Origin of the sequence: Dawidia soli, from assembly GCF_018598185.1 — a bacterium.
Lineage (GTDB): Bacteria > Bacteroidota > Bacteroidia > Cytophagales > Cyclobacteriaceae > Ohtaekwangia > Ohtaekwangia soli.
Window position 1 is genome coordinate 108978 of record NZ_JAHESC010000018.1, and the last position, 14618, is coordinate 123595.

12 protein-coding genes are annotated in these 14618 nt (G+C 55.9%); 7 read left to right on the forward strand and 5 right to left on the reverse strand.

The window, feature by feature from the left end; all coding sequences use genetic code 11:
* Positions 1–26: 26 nt before the first annotated feature.
* The 3 genes from ggt to KK078_RS13835 all read left to right on the forward strand — a co-directional run bounded on the left by ggt (position 27) and on the right by KK078_RS13835 (position 3648).
* On the forward strand, positions 27–1718 hold the full coding sequence (gene ggt, locus KK078_RS13825) for a gamma-glutamyltransferase (protein WP_254090876.1): 1692 nt from the start codon (positions 27–29) through the stop codon (positions 1716–1718).
* 65 nt (positions 1719–1783) lie between these two features.
* Complete coding sequence (locus KK078_RS13830; protein ID WP_254090877.1) at positions 1784–2938, forward strand: sensor histidine kinase; 1155 nt, start codon at positions 1784–1786, stop codon at positions 2936–2938.
* Between the two features lie 11 nt (positions 2939–2949).
* Entirely contained in the window at positions 2950–3648 is a 699-nt protein-coding gene (locus KK078_RS13835; protein WP_254090878.1) for a LytR/AlgR family response regulator transcription factor, read from the forward strand.
* Positions 3649–3651: 3 nt separating this feature from the next.
* Here the strand turns inward: KK078_RS13835 and KK078_RS13840 are convergent, their stop codons facing one another.
* The 5 genes from KK078_RS13840 to KK078_RS13860 all read right to left on the reverse strand — a co-directional run bounded on the left by KK078_RS13840 (position 3652) and on the right by KK078_RS13860 (position 9190).
* Positions 3652–4818 (reverse strand): ATP-binding response regulator, encoded by a 1167-nt coding sequence (locus tag KK078_RS13840; protein WP_254090879.1) that lies wholly within the window; start codon positions 4816–4818, stop codon positions 3652–3654.
* Between the two features lie 18 nt (positions 4819–4836).
* The gene (locus KK078_RS13845; RefSeq protein ID WP_254090880.1) at positions 4837–5262 is read right to left on the reverse strand and encodes a response regulator; all 426 of its coding nucleotides are present in this window, start codon (positions 5260–5262) and stop codon (positions 4837–4839) included.
* 8 nt (positions 5263–5270) lie between these two features.
* The gene (locus tag KK078_RS13850; RefSeq protein ID WP_254090881.1) at positions 5271–6605 is read right to left on the reverse strand and encodes a sensor histidine kinase; all 1335 of its coding nucleotides are present in this window, start codon (positions 6603–6605) and stop codon (positions 5271–5273) included.
* Between the two features lie 362 nt (positions 6606–6967).
* The gene (locus tag KK078_RS13855) at positions 6968–8521 is read right to left on the reverse strand and encodes an OmpA family protein (RefSeq protein WP_254090882.1); all 1554 of its coding nucleotides are present in this window, start codon (positions 8519–8521) and stop codon (positions 6968–6970) included.
* A gap of 42 nt (positions 8522–8563) precedes the next feature.
* A complete protein-coding gene (locus tag KK078_RS13860; protein WP_254090883.1) occupies positions 8564–9190 on the reverse strand; it encodes a DNA-3-methyladenine glycosylase in 627 nt (208 codons plus the stop codon).
* A gap of 90 nt (positions 9191–9280) precedes the next feature.
* Between KK078_RS13860 and KK078_RS13865 the strand changes: the two genes are divergently transcribed.
* From KK078_RS13865 to KK078_RS13880, 4 genes are all read left to right on the forward strand, one after another.
* A complete protein-coding gene (locus tag KK078_RS13865) occupies positions 9281–10138 on the forward strand; it encodes a DUF2911 domain-containing protein (protein ID WP_254090884.1) in 858 nt (285 codons plus the stop codon).
* A 251-nt stretch (positions 10139–10389) separates the two neighbouring features.
* Positions 10390–11742, forward strand: a complete 1353-nt coding sequence (locus KK078_RS13870; protein ID WP_254090885.1) for an amidohydrolase family protein — start codon at positions 10390–10392, stop codon at positions 11740–11742.
* Between the two features lie 64 nt (positions 11743–11806).
* Positions 11807–12703 (forward strand): aldo/keto reductase, encoded by an 897-nt coding sequence (locus tag KK078_RS13875; RefSeq protein ID WP_262898681.1) that lies wholly within the window; start codon positions 11807–11809, stop codon positions 12701–12703.
* A 94-nt stretch (positions 12704–12797) separates the two neighbouring features.
* Entirely contained in the window at positions 12798–14618 is a 1821-nt protein-coding gene (locus KK078_RS13880; protein ID WP_254090894.1) for a gamma-glutamyltransferase family protein, read from the forward strand.

Here is a 14618-nt window from a genome sequence, read left to right on the forward strand (position 1 = left end):
TTTAACCTGACTTAACCAATGCAGTCATGTCGAAACGCTTTTATCTGCTTTTACTTGCCATAAGTACAGTTGCCTGTCAGCAACAAAAAGTGCACGAACGCGTTACCGGCACCCTGGCAGACTCGGCCATGGTCGTGTCCGCGCACCCGCTGGCCTCGCAGGTCGGCGTCGACATCCTGCGGCGTGGCGGCAACGCGGTCGATGCCGCCGTGGCAACACAACTGGCCCTGGCCGTGGTATATCCCAACGCAGGCAATATTGGCGGCGGCGGATTTATGGTGCTGCGCCAGGCGAACGGCCGCATCGCCACCCTCGACTATCGCGAAAAGGCACCCCTGGCCGCCACGCGCGACATGTACCTCGACAGCGCCGGCAACGCCATCGACTCGCTCAGCACCGGGGGCCACCTGTCCAGCGGCGTACCGGGCTCGGTGGCCGGCCTCGTGGAAGCCCATGCAAAATATGGTCGCTTGCCGTGGAAAGACCTGGTACAGCCGGCCATCGACCTCGCCTTGCACGGCTTTGTCATGACCCGGCGCGAAGCCCGCAGCCTCAACGCCCTGCAAGAGCAGCTCATCCTGTTAAACTCGGTGCCGCCGTCGTTCCTGCTCCGCGAAGAATGGAAGACCGGCGATACCATTCGCTGGGAAGACCTCGGCCACACGCTGGAGCGCATCCGCGACCAGGGACTGGCTGGTTTCTACGAAGGCAAAACCGCCGACGACATTGTCGCCGAAATGAAACGCGGCCACGGCCTCATCACACACGAAGATCTGAAAGCGTACAAAGCCATATGGCGCGATCCCATCATCGGCCAGTACAAAGGATATAAGATCATCTCGATGGCACCGCCGTCCAGCGGTGGCATAGCACTGCTTCAACTGCTGCGTTCCGTAGAGTCCTACCCCATCGGCGACTGGGGCTGGAACTCCGCCCAGACCGTTCACCTCATGACCGAGGCGGAGCGCCGCGTGTATGCCGACCGCGCCACCTACCTGGGCGACCCCGACTTCTACCGCGTACCCGTGCGCGCGCTGACAAGCGCATTATATACCGACGAACGCATGAAGACCTTCAACCCGCACAAGGCAACCCCCAGCGCTACCGTCAAAGAAGGTACCCTGGCCATGCACGAGTCCCCGCAAACCACACACCTCTCGATCGTCGACCCCGAAGGCAACGCCGTAGCCGTAACAACCACCCTCAACGACTCGTACGGGTCAAAAGTGGTCGTGGCGGGCTCCGGATTCTTCCTGAACGACGAGATGGACGACTTCAGCGCCAAGCCCGGCTCGCCCAACATGTACGGCGTGGTCGGCGGTGAAGCCAACAAGATCGAGCCCGGCAAGCGCATGCTCAGCTCCATGACGCCGACGATCATCGAACGGAACGGCCGCCTGGTGATGGTGGTCGGCACACCCGGCGGGTCCATGATCATTACCAGCGTGTTCCAGACGATCCTGAACGTACTGGACCATCACATGACCATGCAGGAAGCGGTCTCCGCCAAACGGTTTCATCACCAATGGGCACCCGACACCATTTCGTTTGAATACGGAGCCTTTTCGCGCGACGACAGCCTGACCCTGACAGAAATGGGCCATGCATTTAAAGGATACCGCGCATTCTGCCGCGTCGATGCCATCCTGGTACGTGCGGACAGCACCCTCGAAGGCGGCGCCGACCCACGCGGCGACGATACCGCCATAGGCTTTTAGCGCGGGCCTGCCCGCCGTAGCCTTGGCGAAGGCGGGTTCTTTCAGGGGGAGATACGGGTTTTCGGATGGGAGCAGCAAGCCTGCCACCGACCGACCGTGCATTTGATCGGCACCCGTATTACCTTTACTGGAATAACTTCTCAAAAACGTTGAAAAACCGCATACCAGGCATCTTTAAAAACAGGGTCTTCCAGCATGTCATGTTTTGGCTGGCGCACCTTGTCTTTTACGGCACGTTGTACGGCAGCTTCGAAGACAAATACCGCCAGACATTCTCCGAAGAGCTGATGTACCTGCCCGGCAAGCTCGTCTTCACCTACTTCACGCTCTACTTCCTCCTGCCCCGCTTCCTGCTGACCGGCCGCTACGGCACGTTCATCCTGTGGTTCCTGACATCGTCGTTCCTGGTGGGACTGTGGCAGCGGTATGTGGCCTACGAAATTCATTACCCCCTGTATTATCCCCAGTGGCTGAACGATCCTTTCTTCCGCTTCGGCAAGATCATCAAGATGATCGTCGGCGTATACCCGGTAACGTTCACCGCGGTCATGATCAAGCTGCTGAAGTATTGGTATACCAACCAAAAAGCCCAGCAGGTATTGAAAGAAGAGAAGCTGCAGGCAGAGCTGAAGTTCCTCAAGACACAGATCCACCCGCACTTCCTGTTCAATACGCTCAACAATCTCTATGCGCTCACGCTCAAGAAATCCGAGCGCGCGCCCGACATGGTGCTCAAGCTTTCTGAGCTCATCGACTATATGCTCTACGAATGTTCAGGAGACGCCGTGTCGCTGGAAAAAGAAATAAAGTTTATACAGAACTATATCGACATCGAAAAGATGCGCTACGGCGACAAGCTCGACGTGGACCTGCAAGTAACAGGCGATATTCACGAACGCGCCATCGCCCCGCTGATCATACTACCCTTTGTAGAGAACTGTTTTAAACACGGTGCGAGCGAGTCGCTGATCCAATCGTGGGTAAAGATCCGCATCGACGTGCAGCCGGAGACCATCGTTGTAAAGGTGGAGAACAGCAAAGCGGAAAACGGCCATGGACGCAAGGAAGGCATCGGCATACAAAACGTTACCCGCCGCCTGGACCTGTTGTTCCCCGACCGCTATACGTTGAAAGTTGTCAACGAAGCGTCCACCTTCCTCGTGGTCCTGACAGTACACGACACGGCATCTTTTCGGGAGAAAATAAATTCTGCAGCTTAGCCATAACAGTTATGAAGTGCATTATCGTTGACGACGAACCCCTGGCGATCGAGATCCTCGAATCGTATGCCGCCAAGCTCGACAACCTGGAGATTGCCGGCACCTTCCGCAATGCCCTCGCGGCATTTACCTTTTTACAGGAAAATACAGTCGACGTCATTTTCCTCGACATCCAAATGCCCCGCCTGTCGGGCATCGACTTCCTCAAGACGTTGAAGGATCCACCGAAGGTCATCTTCACGACGGCATTTCGCGAATATGCGCTGGAAGGCTTTGACCTGGAAGTGACCGATTACTTACTGAAGCCGATCTCCTTTGAGCGTTTCCTGAAAGCCGTGGCCAAGGTACAGTCGCCGCAGGTAACATCGCCACCACCTCCCCCTGAGCCACGCGACAACTACGTCTATTTCAAAGTAGACAAGAAGATGATCAAAACACGCATAGCCGATATCCTCTATATCGAGAGCATCAAGGATTACGTCAAGGTGCGAACGCCCGACCGGGAGATCATCACCCAGCAAAAGATCAGCTACCTGGAAGAGAGCCTGCCCCGCGAAACCTTTCTGCGCATCCACCGGTCGTTCATCATCAACGTAGACCGCGTCGATGCCTACTCCGCCACCGAGATCGAGATCGGCAAGCATAGCCTACCCATCGGGCGGAACTACAAGCAGGACGTGTTGGACACGTTGTCCCGCAACGTATTCTGACGATCAGGAAGCTTGCTGCTGCGTCGTGATCAGCGGCACGATGTCTTGCTTGTTCGGCAGTCGCATCTCAAAGACGGTGCCTTCGCCAAAATCCGATCGTACCTGGATCGAGCCACCCAGCTTGTCGATAGCCTCCTTCACGATATACAACCCCAGTCCGGCCCCTTCGCTCTTGCTGGTGGCGCGGAAGAACATATCGAATATCTTGGTGATCAGCTCGGGCGAGATACCGATGCCGTTATCCTCAAAGTGAATGAACGCATCGGTGCGGGTAACCCGCACGTGTATCCGGATAAACTGGCGTTCTTTCGTGACCGCGCGGTATTTGATAGAGTTCGATACCAGGTTGTTAAAGATCACGATCAGCCGGTGCGCATCGGAAAACAATGGCACCTCTTCCTCAACTACGATCTCCTTTTCAATGCCCTCCGAACCCGACAGGTAACGCATCCGGTCGAAGGTCTCTTCGATCAGGCCGCGCAGGTTGACACGTTCGATGCACACCTCGCTGCGCGCATTGCGCGAATAGTCGAGGATCTCTTTCAATGTCTCGTCCAGCTTGTGAATGCTGTACTCGATGCGGTTGAAGTATTCATGAAAAAGCCGTTGGTGGCTGTCGTCGTCCATCTTAGCCAGCTGCACCAGGCCCAACACCGACATCAACGGCGCGCGCAGGTTGTGCGACACGCTGTAGACAAAGCTGTCGAGCTCTTTGTTGATCTTGGTCAGCTCTTCGTTCTGCTTGCGCAAAGCGGCTTCGGCTTGACGGCGGCGGATCTCCACCTGCCGCTGGCGCATGGAGTTGGCGATCGCCGACGACAGACGCGCCAGGTTCGACTTGAGCACGTAGTCGTCCGCCCCTTGCTTGAGACAGCTCACGGCAAACTCTTCCGATACCGTGCCCGTCACGAGTATAAAGGGTACGTTGTAGCCATACTCCTTGCAGATCTTGAGGGCCTCGATGGAATTGAATTGCGGCAAAGAGTGATCGGACAGGATCACGTCGGGCAAAAATCCCTGCAGCGCCTGCACAAACTCGTCGCGCGAATCGACTTGCAAAGAAGTAAATGGCACGCCGTCCCGCGACAGCGCGTGTTCGATCAGCCCCACATCATCTTGCAGGTCTTCTAACATTAAGATCTTCAGTTCCTTTTTAAAAGCGGATTTCATGCAGCGGTCCTTTTATCTCTATTTTGGTGCCTGGTTGAGGATCATCCAGAAAAAACCTATCTCGGAAACAGCGTGTACGAATTTGTCGAATTCCACAGGCTTCACGATGTAGGCGTTGATCCCCAGTTTATAGGTTTCCAGTATATCGCGTTCTTCTTTGGAGGATGTCAGCATGACAACGGGAATGATCCGTTTGACCTGGTCCGCTTTGATCTTCCGCAATACCTCGAGGCCGTCTACTTTGGGCATCTTGAGGTCGAGCAGGATGAGCTTCGGCATGTTGCTTTGTTTTTCCGAGAACAGAAAATTCAAAGCCTCTTCCCCATCCTGCAAATGGAGCAGGTTGTTGGCCAGGTGATGTTTACGCAATGCGCGGATGGTTAGCTCCGCATCGTCGGCATTGTCTTCCACAAGCAATATTTCTACAGCCGTTGATGATTCCATATTATAAGTTATCGGTCATTTGGGTTCACCGTATGTGGCAGAGAAAAATAGAACGTAGCCCCCCGATCTGGTGCCGCTTCGGCCCAAACCCGCCCGCCGTGACGGGCTACAATGCGAGATACCAATGCCAGCCCCACGCCCGTCCCTTCAAATTCATCTTCTCTGTGCAGCCGCTGGAACACACCGAATAGCTTATGCACATATTGCATATCAAATCCTACGCCATTATCACGTATTGAATATACGATCTCTGTACCTGTCTCAAAAGCACTAATCCATACTTGGGGGAATTCTTTCTTGCTGCTGTATTTAATGGCGTTGGAAATCAGGTTTGTCCAGGCCAGCCGGATCAAACTGATGTCCGCCATCGCCGGCGGCAGCGTGTCCACATGAATTTGAAGGGTTTCGCTCTTTTTTTGATTAACCTCTGCAAGCACATCTTCAACAAGATCGTGCATATTCACCTTACCCGGGTGCAGCGTGCTGCGGCCCACATGCGAGAAATCCAGCAGATCATCGATCAGTCGCCCCATTTTCTGCGCGTTTTTCATGATCGTATCGGCTATACGCCGGCCTCCGGCGTCAAGCTTTTCTCCGTGTTCTTCCTGTAATATCTGCGAATAGCCGTGGATGGACCGCAACGGAGCGCGCAGGTCGTGTGACACGGAATATGTAAACGCTTCGAGCTCGCCGTGTAACAGCGCCGCGCGTTCTTCCGCACGGCTGCGCCCCGCCCGTTGTATCTGTACGGCGGAAAAGACCACGGCCAATATGAGGACCGTAGTACCCAGGAGGGAAATAAATGCCACATCGCCGTGCCATATCCGCTGGCTCATTTCCGACTTGCATTGGTGCAGTCGTTGTGTCTTTTGGTATTGCAGCGAGGTCACCGCCCGCCGGATGCTGTCCATGATCATGTTATCCAGCACGGCCTTGCTACGCGCCGCGCGCGTGGCGCTGTGCTCGATCAGGCTGGCCGAGAATTGCCGCTTTTGCTCGAGCAGGGCCTGTATGCGCAAGATGCGCCGTTTGGTACCGTTGTCACGGCCGTTTCCGGCCAACAGGTAGGCTATATGCGCGTTGGTCTCGTCGGCCCCTCGCTCGTAAGGCGCCAGCAACGCAGGATCTTGCGTGAGGGCAAAGCCGCGGGCGCCGGTCTCCATGTCCGCCGCCAGCGCCAGGGTGCGCTCGAGATGGTACAGTATGTCGTTCAGATGCGACACCTCCCGGCTCGCCGATAGCAGCGCGCGGTTGTTGATGTGCGCATAAACTCCAAGGCTGATCAGGATCGATATCGTAATGATAAATCCGGCGATCACCTTTTTTTCGACATAAAACTTCATCCTGGGTCACTAAACAAGCCAAGTACAAATACCACACTGTCTGTCGTTCTCAGGGCACACGGCAAAAACCGCTTGTGCTTCCGGAATCGCTTGCCGCTGCCTGCAAATGAACGCGTATTAAACAGGATAGATCACCCGGATGGGCTCCCGAGGTCCTGGACCGAACCTCTTCACTATATTACTGGCATAATATGCGCGATGATATACCTGTCCCACGAATCGATATAACGCCGTGCGTCATCCGACACGATAGCAGCAACACAGTAAAAATTATAGATTCTTGCTAACAGGATCTACTGAACTCCGATGCCTAACGGTATACCTAATCAAGGTAAATTTTGAGAAAAAAGCAAACGGGGTGTTTACAATTTTTTAATGGTGAATTCCACACGTCTGTTCAGCTGACGCGTTTCTTCAGTATCGTTGCTGGCAATCGGCACCGTGCCGCCATATCCTTTTCCGGTAATGCGGCTTTTATGTATACCGTGCTCGATCAGATAGTCGCGCACTTTGTCGACCCGTGCCTGCGATAGCTTTACGTTTTGCGCCGGTATTCCCCGGTTGTCCGTGTGTCCGGCCAGGGCGATCTTAACGGTAGGGTTGGCTTTCAGAAAAGCTACGACAATATCCAGCTCCGACGATGAGCCCGACAGCAGGTTCGTCCGGCCTTGCTCAAACAATACGTTGCGCAGCGCCACGGTGGCTCCCACTTCCAGCGGCTGCAGCTTGAAGTTCATTTCCAGCGCCGACATCTCGTACGTCCGGATGTTGAGCTTCTCCAGCGTGCTGATATAGCCCGGCGCTTCGATACGTACCTGGTATTCCTGCGCGGCGTCTACCTGCACCGTATACCCGGCGGCTTCCGTGGCCCGGGCTTCTTTCGCCGCCGTGCTGATGGTAAAAGTAATATTGGCAGGAATCGATTCGCCCGTTTTGGAATCCGTCACGCGGCCGTAAACACGTACGTGTTTGTCGTCCACGACGGGTGTCGCCACCGCAGAGTCTGTGCGCACCACGAGGGATGGCTGTTGCGGCAGCGGCTCATTCCGGCCCTGGAACTTGATGTCGCCGTAACCGTCACTGTTCTTGGTGCTGGTGAACAGCGCCATGTCCTGCGAAGTATAGGGGCGATAGAAAAGGTCGCGGCCTTCGGTGTTGAGGTCACCCAGGTTTTCGGGCTCCGTCCAGTTCGTCCACGTATCGTCCAGGCGTGTGGCCTTGTAGATATCGAAGCTGCCCCGGCCCTTGCGGCCGTTGGTAGAGAAATACAGCGTGCGCCCGTCACTGCTCAGCGACGGACAAAGCTCCTGGAATTGCGTATTAATGACAGAACCGAGGTTGCGCGGCTCCATCCAGTTGCCGCTGGCGTCCTTGCGGGTTACATAAAGGTCTTCCACGCCGCGGCTGCCGTAGGTCTCGGCAGAAAAGACGAACACATCGCCGGCAGGCATCATGGTGCCATAAAGGGCACTGGCTTTATTCTGAAAATAAGGGATCGAAATGTTCACCGGCTCACCCCAGCCGCTGCCGGAGCGCTGCGCCTGGGCAATGCCCTGTGTACGGGGCGAGGCGCCCGCCGCAGCATAGTGGCTCAGCAGGTACACGCTGTTGCCGTCTTCCGAAAATCCGGCCACACCGTTAAAACCACGATTGTTCAGCAGCCGACCGGCATGGATAGGCGCCGACCAGGCGTGGTCCTTTAATACGGAATACCAGATGTCACCGGGATCTTTCTGGCCGCCAGTGTTCTCCGGGTGATTGGCAACAGTAAAGTAGAGTGTTTTTCCATCCGGCCCGAGTACCGGGTTCAACTCGTCATAAGGCGAATTGAGGAATTCGGTTGTGCCGCTTTCCAACGGCTGCGCTGTGGAAAGTACTGCGATGCTAAGGAGGGTAAAAAATACAAAGACTCTCATGCCGAACAAACTAACTAATCCCAAAGATATAAATTCTGTAGCTCACTTGCTCACCCAGCGGTTGCCTTTGATCGTAAACCGCCAGGGAAGCTTCGCGTCTTCGCCGGCATAGTCGATCCCGATCCGGGAACTGACCTCGATCTTGGCCGGCGTGACCCGCTCGCCACTATCCTCTAACCAAACTTCGTGCTCAAGCAGCGATTTTCCATTTAACTTTCTATCAATGCCCATGGCTTTAGTTAATTTGCCCGGGCCGGAGGTCAGGTGAAAGGGATTGTTCAGCTTGCCCCGCCGGATCTGCATCTCCGGCAACCCGATCACCGGCTCTACCGCCCGCACCAATACCGCGTCCGCGGTGCCCGCTTTGTTAGTCACCACATTAAAGAGATGGTGCATGCCGTAGCATAAATAGACATACGCATAACCGCCCGTCTCGAACATAATGGCATTGCGGGGGGTCTTTCGCGCGCCGTAAGCATGACACCCACGCTCCTTCCACGAATAGGCTTCCGTCTCGACGATCATGCCGGCTGTTACGATGCCGTTTTGTTCCGTGTACAATACCTTCCCCAGCAACTCCCGCGCGATCTTGACGACGTTGTCGCGCACATAAAACTCTTGTGTCAATCGCATACCGCTCTCGGCCGTGTGACGGGCCACATTCAACATTTTAACAGGTTATTTAACAAATATTGAAAGATAACGATTCAAAACCTTGTTTAACTTGCGCGCTTTAAAACCACCAAAATATTTAACCACATGAAAAGAACGTTTTGGATCACACTGCTTTTTGCCGCCAGCCTCACCGCCGGCGCGCAAGTAAAGACGCCCGCCGCCAGCACGGCAGGATCCGTATCGACCACCGTTGGCCTGACAGATGTCAAAGTAGCCTACTACCGCCCCAGCGCCAAAGGCCGCAAGATCTTCGGCACTGACGCGACCGTGCTCGTTCCCTACGGAAAGATCTGGCGTACAGGTGCTAACCAGGGTACCGTCGTATCGTTCTCCGACGATGTGAAAGTAGAAGGCATAGCCGTACCGAAAGGTGACTACCTGCTGCTCACCTGGCCCGGCGCAACCGAGTGGACCGTATCCCTCTATAAAGACGTAGCCCTGGGTGGCAACACCGGCGCTTATGACAAGTCGAAAGATGCAGCCAACTTCAAAGTAAAAGCTTCGAAGCTTGCCGAGAAAGTAGAGACCCTGACCATCGGCATCGGCGACATTGCTGCCGACAACAAGAGCGCCAAAGTGCAAGTGGCCTGGGAAAATACCTCTATAAAATTCACGGTAACGGTTGATTACGACGCGCAAGTGATGAAGTCAATCGAGGAAGCCATGAAGTCCAGTCCGAACGGAAACAGCTACTTCCAGGCCGCCGTATACTACCTGGAGACCGGCCGCGACCTGAACCAGGCGCTGACCTGGATCAACGAAGCCGCCAAAGCCAACCCCGACGCCTTCTGGGTCCTGCACCAGAAAGCCAAGATCCAAAAAGCCCTCGGCGACAAAAAAGGCGCCACCGAAACAGCTAACGCCTCCCTGGCCAAAGCCAAAACCGCCGGCAACCGCGACTACCAAATGATGAACGAAGACCTCATCAAATCCATAAAATAATATGAATCTGGCGCAAGTTTAAGCACCCAGCGATAGCGCAGGTGCGGAACTTGTGCCTGAACTGTAGGCAGTTTGCAACTGCCGTGCACCCCGTCCACCACAAGACGGGGTGTTTTTTTAACCGGGTGTTTTCTTAATGGTCGTTCATCACTCCCGCGCTCACACTCACTCGGATTTCCCGCCTCTCATCCGGATTTTCACAGAGCAAGCGCAACATTTCCTATCTTGTTCCTATAACCCCTTACATCCAGATGAAAACCCTTATCGCTACCCTGCTCCTTCTCCCAATAGGGCTGTGGGCGCAAACACCAATAGACTCGCGTCAGCGTGCTCTGGTCATTACACATGTCAACGTAATTCCCATGGACACAGAACGAGTACTGACCGACCAGACCGTCGTGATCGAGCAAGGCAAGATCAAAGCAATGGGCCCGAAGGTGACGTATGGCAAGAACGCCATGGTCATCGACGGCCGGGGTAAATACCTGATTCCCGGCCTGGCGGAAATGCACGCGCACGTACCTCCGGTCGACGACCTTGCCCCTGCCCGGGAAGTGATCACGCTCTTTGCGGCCAACGGCATCACCACCATCCGCGGCATGCTGGGCCACCCGCGCCACCTTGAGCTGCGCGGCATGTTGCAGCGTCATGAGATCATCGGCCCCGACCTGTACACCGCCGGTCCCTCGTTCAACGGCATGAGTATCACCTCGCCGGCGGCCGGCGCCGACCTGGTGCGCAAGCAAAGAGCAGCCGGCTATGATTTCCTGAAGCTCCACCCCGGCCTGACGCGCGAGAAGTTTGATACCATCGCCTACACCGCCAAGCAGGTAGGCATACCGTTCATCGGCCACGTGTCGTCCGGGGTTGGCATCTGGCACGCCCTCACGTCGGGCTATTCCTCGATCGATCACCTCGACGGTTTTGTCGAAGGCCTGGTGCCCGGCATCGAAAAGATGAGCGACCAGCAGATCGGTCTCTTCGGCGTATTCGTAGCCGATCAGGCCGACACGACAAAGATCCCCGCCCTGATCCAGGGCCTTAAGACCGGCAACACCTGGGTAGTGCCTACTCAGGCACTGGCCGAGCGTTGGATCGCCCCCGGCATGACACCCGAAGCCTTCCGCGCCGAAGCGCCCACGCGCTATATGAAGAAAGAAACCGTCAACCAGTGGTGTGAGGCAAAAACCAACCTCGCCTCGAATCCGCGCTATAATCCAGAAGCCGTAATGCGCTACGTCAAGTTGCGCCGCCGGCTTATATTGGCGTGTCAGCAGCAAGGTGTGGGCTTATTGCTGGGCTCGGACGCACCCCAGGTATTTAATGTACCGGGCTTCTCGGCCCACCAGGAGCTGGAATTCCTCGTCCGTTCCGGTCTCACGCCGTATCAGGCGTTGCGGGCGGGTACCGTCAACGTTGCGAACTATTTGCATCGCGCCGACGCGGGCGTCGTAAAGACCGGCAATGTCGCCGACCTGGTATTGTTGAATGGCAACCCCCTCACCGATATCACACAAACGCGCACGATCGACGGCGTGATGATGCACGGCTATTGGCTGTCGCGGTCCTACCTCGATCACGAGCTGAAGAAACTGGAGAAGTAATTAGCGATATTAATGGAGGAATTCACCATAACAGGATAAAAACGCTTACAAAGTAGAAACCATAATGAATTATCGCGCGCTGTCCAAAACGTCCCTTCGCATAAGCGAGATCAGCTTCGGCTGCATGTCACTCGGAAATGACCACGTGGCCAATAAAGCGTTGTTACATCAGGCCTTCGACCAGGGCATCAATTACTTTGATACCGCCGATCTCTATCAGGCGGGCTTTAACGAAGAGACCGTTGGCCGCGCGTTTGCGGGCATGCGCGGGAAAGTCGTGATCGCCACAAAGGTTGGCAACCAGCTGCGGCCCGATGGCAGCGGCTGGGATTGGAATCCGCGCAAGGAATATATTCTGCAAGCCGTCGAAGCAAGCCTACGACGACTCCAGACGGATTATATTGATCTGTACCAACTGCACGGCGGCACGATCGACGATCCCATCGACGAAACGATTGAAGCCTTTGAGCAGCTGCAGCGACAAGGAAAGATCCGGCACTACGGCATCTCCTCCATTCGCCCGAACGTGATCCGCGAATATTGCAAGCGATCGAACATCGTCAGCGTCATGATGCAATACAGTGTGCTGGATCGCCGGCCGGAAGAGTCGTGCCTGGAGCTGCTGCGTGAGCATCAGATCGGCGTGCTGGTGCGGGGCAGCCTGGCAAGCGGACTGTTGATCGACAAACCCGCAAAGGCCTACCTGACACTCCCCGCTGACGCGGTAGCAAAAGCATCGGCATCGATCCAGCAGGTGGCAACCGGCAAGACCTCGAAAACATCGGCTGCACTGGGCTATGTGCTTTACCACCCCGCCGTAACAAGCTCCGTCGTAGGCATTCGCACGAACGCACAGCTGACCGATGTTGTCGAAGCAGCACGCCATGCCATAATGCCTGCGTCGTCCATACAGGTATTACAGCAGTCCGTTCCGCAGTTGGTCTATGACCAGCACCGGTGATATAAATCCTGTATGATGCCGTTCGACCTGTATGTATATTCCTGTTATTATGTCTCCACTCCGAAACCTGTTCCCGATCCTGGCCGGCATCGTCATGACCACCGGCGTATATAGCCAAACATTCAATGCCCGTATACAGGGCACACAAAAGCCACCGTTGCACGGCCGCCACTGGATGGCCGTCACCGGCAAGCCGCTCGCCGCCACCGCCGGCGCGATGGTCTTTCAGCGTGGCGGCAATGCCGTAGACGCAGCGTGTGCCATGCTGGCCGCTACCTGCACCATGTGGGACGTGCTGAGCTGGGGTGGCGAAACACAAGCGCTGATCTATAACCCCAGGACCGGCAAAGTCATCGCCCTCAATGCCCTTGGCGTGGCCCCCACCGGCGCCACACCGGCATACTATAAAAGCAAGAACATGGAGTTTCCGCCCGAGTACGGACCGTTAGCGGCGGTGACGCCCGGCACACCCGGCGGACTTTGCACGATGCTTGCCGAGTGGGGAACGCTCAGCTTACGCGATGTACTGACGCCCGCCATGCAGATGGCCGAGGGATATCCCATCGAAGCCCAAACCGCCAACAGCATCGAGCGTAACAAAGACAGGATCAAACAATGGCCGTACTCCAGGGCCGTCTTCTTACCCCACGCCGGCCAGGAGCGCGAAGCCCCCGTTGCCGGTGAAGTATTCAAGCAAGAAGACTTGCTTCAAACACTCCGCAAGCTGGTGGAAGCCGAACAGCAAGCCCTTAAGAAAGGCAAGAGCCGCAAGGAAGCGATCTACGCCGCCTATGACCGGTTCTACAAAGGCGACATCGCCGCCGAGTTTGTCCGCGGCTGCCAGGAACAAGGGGGCCTGATCACAAAAGAAGACCTCGCCAACTGGAAAGTAAAGATCGAAGAACCGGTATCGGCAAACTACAAAGGCATCGACGTCTATAAGCTCTCGTCGTGGACGCAAGGCCCCGCGATGCTCCAGGCCCTGAACATCCTCGAAAACTTCGACCTGAAGGCCATGGGCTACAACTCCGCCCGCTATATGCATACCCTCTACCAGGCCATGAACCTGGCCTTCGCCGACCGTGACTTCTACTACGGCGACCCGGCCTTTGCTCCAGACGAACCGTTGAAAGGCCTGCTCTCCAAAGAATACGCCAAGGCCCGCGCCAAAGAGATCAACCCCGATGGTAACAATGCCAGCGCCGGCCCCGGCGACCCCTACCCCTTCGAGCAAAAGGTCAACCCCTACCAGGCACTCCTCCGTCAATACAACCAGGCCCGCCAAGCCCCAATACCCTCCCCGTTAGACGAAGCATACCTGGCCGACTTCCGCAGGGGCACCACCTCCATCGAAGCGGCTGACGAAGCAGGCTGGGTGGTGTCGGTCACGCCCAGCGGCGGCTGGATCCCCGCCTGCATCGCCGGCAAGACCGGCGTAGGCATGAGCCAACGCATGCAGTCCTTTGTATTGGACGAGCGCCAAAATCCCTTCAACGTATTAGAGCCCGGCAAACGTCCGCGCGTAACACTCACTCCCGGCTTAGCGCTCAAAGACGGCAAGCCCTTTCTGTCCTTCGCCGTACAAGGCGGCGATAGCCAGGACCAGGATCTGCTGCAGTGCTTTTTAAACGTAGTCGAGTTTGGAATGACGATCCAGGAAGCGGTAGAAGCCCCCAACATCGTGAGCTACCAGATGCGGTCGTCCTTTGGAAATCACGATCGGAAGCCCGGCTCCATACTGGTAAATGCCCGCACACCGGACTACGTTTTACGGGAGCTGAAGAAGATGGGATATGCCATCAGCGTGGACGACAGGACTGCCGGACCGATCAACGCCATTTATTTTGATCGTCTGCACGGCACGTTTTGGGGCGGGTCAGGGAACCACGGCGAGGATTATGGAATTGGATGGTAA

Excerpts from the sequence above, each read along its gene's own strand:
- KK078_RS13850 (WP_254090881.1), bottom strand. The coding sequence starts at position 6,605 with ATGAAGTTTTATGTCGAAAAAAAGGTGATCGCCGGATTTATCATTACG.
- KK078_RS13830 (WP_254090877.1), top strand. The coding sequence starts at position 1,784 with ATGGGAGCAGCAAGCCTGCCACCGACCGACCGTGCATTTGATCGGCAC.
- ggt (WP_254090876.1), top strand. The coding sequence starts at position 27 with ATGTCGAAACGCTTTTATCTGCTTTTACTTGCCATAAGTACAGTTGCC.
- KK078_RS13835 (WP_254090878.1), top strand. The coding sequence starts at position 2,950 with ATGAAGTGCATTATCGTTGACGACGAACCCCTGGCGATCGAGATCCTC.
- KK078_RS13840 (WP_254090879.1), bottom strand. The coding sequence starts at position 4,818 with ATGAAATCCGCTTTTAAAAAGGAACTGAAGATCTTAATGTTAGAAGAC.
- KK078_RS13865 (WP_254090884.1), top strand. The coding sequence starts at position 9,281 with ATGAAAAGAACGTTTTGGATCACACTGCTTTTTGCCGCCAGCCTCACC.
- KK078_RS13845 (WP_254090880.1), bottom strand. The coding sequence starts at position 5,262 with ATGGAATCATCAACGGCTGTAGAAATATTGCTTGTGGAAGACAATGCC.
- KK078_RS13870 (WP_254090885.1), top strand. The coding sequence starts at position 10,390 with ATGAAAACCCTTATCGCTACCCTGCTCCTTCTCCCAATAGGGCTGTGG.
- KK078_RS13880 (WP_254090894.1), top strand. The coding sequence starts at position 12,798 with ATGACCACCGGCGTATATAGCCAAACATTCAATGCCCGTATACAGGGC.
- KK078_RS13875 (WP_262898681.1), top strand. The coding sequence starts at position 11,807 with ATGAATTATCGCGCGCTGTCCAAAACGTCCCTTCGCATAAGCGAGATC.
- KK078_RS13860 (WP_254090883.1), bottom strand. The coding sequence starts at position 9,190 with ATGTTGAATGTGGCCCGTCACACGGCCGAGAGCGGTATGCGATTGACA.
- KK078_RS13855 (WP_254090882.1), bottom strand. The coding sequence starts at position 8,521 with ATGAGAGTCTTTGTATTTTTTACCCTCCTTAGCATCGCAGTACTTTCC.